The organism is Flavobacterium soli DSM 19725, from assembly GCF_000422705.1.
GTDB lineage: Bacteria > Bacteroidota > Bacteroidia > Flavobacteriales > Flavobacteriaceae > Flavobacterium > Flavobacterium soli.
In genome coordinates, this window is sequence record NZ_AUGO01000020.1 from 1 (window position 1) to 3342 (window position 3342).

The 3342-nt window shown below is 49.4% G+C and carries 2 tRNA genes and 2 rRNA genes; all 4 read left to right on the forward strand.

The window, feature by feature from the left end:
- The first annotated feature begins 97 nt into the window (after positions 1–97).
- Positions 98–1613 (forward strand): 16S ribosomal RNA (locus G508_RS0115415).
- 91 nt (positions 1614–1704) lie between these two features.
- Positions 1705–1778 (forward strand) — tRNA-Ile (locus tag G508_RS0115420).
- A gap of 91 nt (positions 1779–1869) precedes the next feature.
- Positions 1870–1943: transfer RNA gene (locus G508_RS0115425), tRNA-Ala, on the forward strand.
- A gap of 126 nt (positions 1944–2069) precedes the next feature.
- Positions 2070–3342, forward strand: a 23S ribosomal RNA gene (locus tag G508_RS0115430); the annotation flags it as partial.

Below are 3342 nucleotides of genomic sequence, written 5' to 3' on the forward strand. Positions count from 1 at the left end.
GACAAAGAAAAAGAAAGTAAGGTGAATCGCAAGATTTACAGATGTTAGAGATTCGTCGAAAATACTGGGCAGAGATTTATTTCAGTCCGAACAATATACGATGAAGAGTTTGATCCTGGCTCAGGATGAACGCTAGCGGCAGGCTTAACACATGCAAGTCGAGGGGTAGAGCTAGCTTGCTAGCTTGAGACCGGCGCACGGGTGCGTAACGCGTATGCAACCTACCTTGAACAGGGGGATAGCCCAGAGAAATTTGGATTAATACCCCATGGTATATTTGAGTGGCATCACTCGACTATTAAAGTTCCAACGGTTCAAGATGGGCATGCGTCCCATTAGCTAGATGGTAAGGTAACGGCTTACCATGGCAACGATGGGTAGGGGTCCTGAGAGGGAGATCCCCCACACTGGTACTGAGACACGGACCAGACTCCTACGGGAGGCAGCAGTGAGGAATATTGGTCAATGGGCGCAAGCCTGAACCAGCCATGCCGCGTGCAGGATGACGGTCCTATGGATTGTAAACTGCTTTTGTACGGGAAGAAACACTCCCTCGTGAGGGAGCTTGACGGTACCGTAAGAATAAGGATCGGCTAACTCCGTGCCAGCAGCCGCGGTAATACGGAGGATCCAAGCGTTATCCGGAATCATTGGGTTTAAAGGGTCCGTAGGCGGTCTGGTAAGTCAGTGGTGAAAGCCCATCGCTCAACGGTGGAACGGCCATTGATACTGCCAGACTTGAATTTCCAGGAAGCAACTAGAATATGTAGTGTAGCGGTGAAATGCTTAGATATTACATGGAATACCAATTGCGAAGGCAGGTTGCTACTGGTGGATTGACGCTGATGGACGAAAGCGTGGGTAGCGAACAGGATTAGATACCCTGGTAGTCCACGCCGTAAACGATGGATACTAGCTGTTGGGAGCAATCTCAGTGGCTAAGCGAAAGTGATAAGTATCCCACCTGGGGAGTACGAACGCAAGTTTGAAACTCAAAGGAATTGACGGGGGCCCGCACAAGCGGTGGAGCATGTGGTTTAATTCGATGATACGCGAGGAACCTTACCAAGGCTTAAATGTAGGTTGACCGGCTTGGAAACAGGCCTTTCGCAAGACAATTTACAAGGTGCTGCATGGTTGTCGTCAGCTCGTGCCGTGAGGTGTCAGGTTAAGTCCTATAACGAGCGCAACCCCTGTTGTTAGTTGCCAGCGAGTCATGTCGGGAACTCTAACAAGACTGCCAGTGCAAACTGTGAGGAAGGTGGGGATGACGTCAAATCATCACGGCCCTTACGCCTTGGGCTACACACGTGCTACAATGGCCGGTACAGAGAGCAGCCACTGGGCGACCAGGAGCGAATCTATAAAACCGGTCACAGTTCGGATCGGAGTCTGCAACTCGACTCCGTGAAGCTGGAATCGCTAGTAATCGGATATCAGCCATGATCCGGTGAATACGTTCCCGGGCCTTGTACACACCGCCCGTCAAGCCATGGAAGCTGGGGGTGCCTGAAGTCGGTGACCGCAAGGAGCTGCCTAGGGTAAAACTGGTAACTAGGGCTAAGTCGTAACAAGGTAGCCGTACCGGAAGGTGCGGCTGGAACACCTCCTTTCTAGAGAAAGACGCAATTTATGATTATGTGGTCTAAGGATCGCTTTACTTTCTGCTGTTGATTTAAATAAAACAATTCAAGCAAAAAACAGAGTCTCGTAGCTCAGCTGGTTAGAGTACTACACTGATAATGTAGGGGTCGGCAGTTCGAGTCTGCCCGGGACTACTATTTTGATCCTTGAATAAGGAAATTCTAGGGTTGAGACCTTATGAGGTAAAAATTCATAACTCATAACTAATAACTCATAACTAAGATTGGGGGATTAGCTCAGCTGGCTAGAGCGCCTGCCTTGCACGCAGGAGGTCATCGGTTCGACTCCGATATTCTCCACAGTTCCGAAAGGAAAAACCGTTCATTGACATATTGAGATAAGAAAATATTAAAAAGTAGAAAGCATTCGATCCTGCTTGCAGGAAAGAATAAAAAAAACGGTCATAATTGATTTATGATTGGTACAATAAGCAAAATAAGGGCGTATGGGGGATGCCTAGGCTCTCAGAGGCGATGAAAGGCGTGATAAGCTGCGAAAAGCTGCGGGGACGAGCACACATCGATTGATCCGCAGATACCTGAATGGGGCAACCCAATGCATTGAAGATGCATTACTCCGATAGGGGGGCAAACCCGCTGAACTGAAACATCTAAGTAGGCGGAGGAGAAGAAAACAAAAGTGATTCCGTAAGTAGTGGCGAGCGAACGCGGATTAGCCCAAACCAGTGCTGTTACGGCAGTGCTGGGGTTGTAGGACCACGATATTCCCTGCACAAGGAACCGGAACCGGCTGGAAAGCTGGGCCATAGAGGGTGATAGCCCCGTATGGGTAACGAGTGTAATGGATAGTGGTATCCTGAGTAGGGCGGGGCACGTGAAACCCTGTCTGAATTTGGCGGGACCATCCGCTAAGGCTAAATACTCCTGAGAGACCGATAGTGAACCAGTACCGTGAGGGAAAGGTGAAAAGAACCGTGAATAACGGAGTGAAACAGATCCTGAAACCATACGCCTACAAGCGGTCGGAGCCCTTTAGTGGGGTGACGGCGTGCCTTTTGCATAATGAGCCTACGAGTTAACGTTGCTGGCAAGGATAAGTGGTTAAGCCATGGATCCGTAGCGAAAGCGAGTCTGAATAGGGCGCCATAGTCAGTAGTGTTAGACGCGAAACCGTGTGATCTACCCATGGGCAGGATGAAGCTGTGGTAACACATAGTGGAGGTCCGAACCGGTTGTCGTTGAAAAGACTTCGGATGACCTGTGGGTAGGGGTGAAAGGCCAATCAAACTCGGAAATAGCTCGTACTCCCCGAAATGCATTTAGGTGCAGCGTTATGCGTAAAGTTATATAGAGGTAGAGCTACTGATTGGATGCGGGGGCTTCACCGCCTACCAATTCCTGACAAACTCCGAATGCTATATAATGTTTCATAACAGTGAGGGCTTGGGTGCTAAGGTCCAAGTCCGAGAGGGAAAGAACCCAGACCATCAGCTAAGGTCCCCAAATATATGCTAAGTTGAAAGAACGAGGTTTGTCTGCCCAGACAGCTAGGATGTTGGCTTGGAAGCAGCCATTCATTTAAAGAGTGCGTAACAGCTCACTAGTCGAGCGGACGAGCATGGATAATAATCGGGCATAAGCATATTACCGAAGCTATGGATTTGCAGTTTACTGCAAGTGGTAGGGGAGCATTCCAGCAGGGTTGAAGGTGTGTCGCAAGGCATGCTGGACTGGCTGG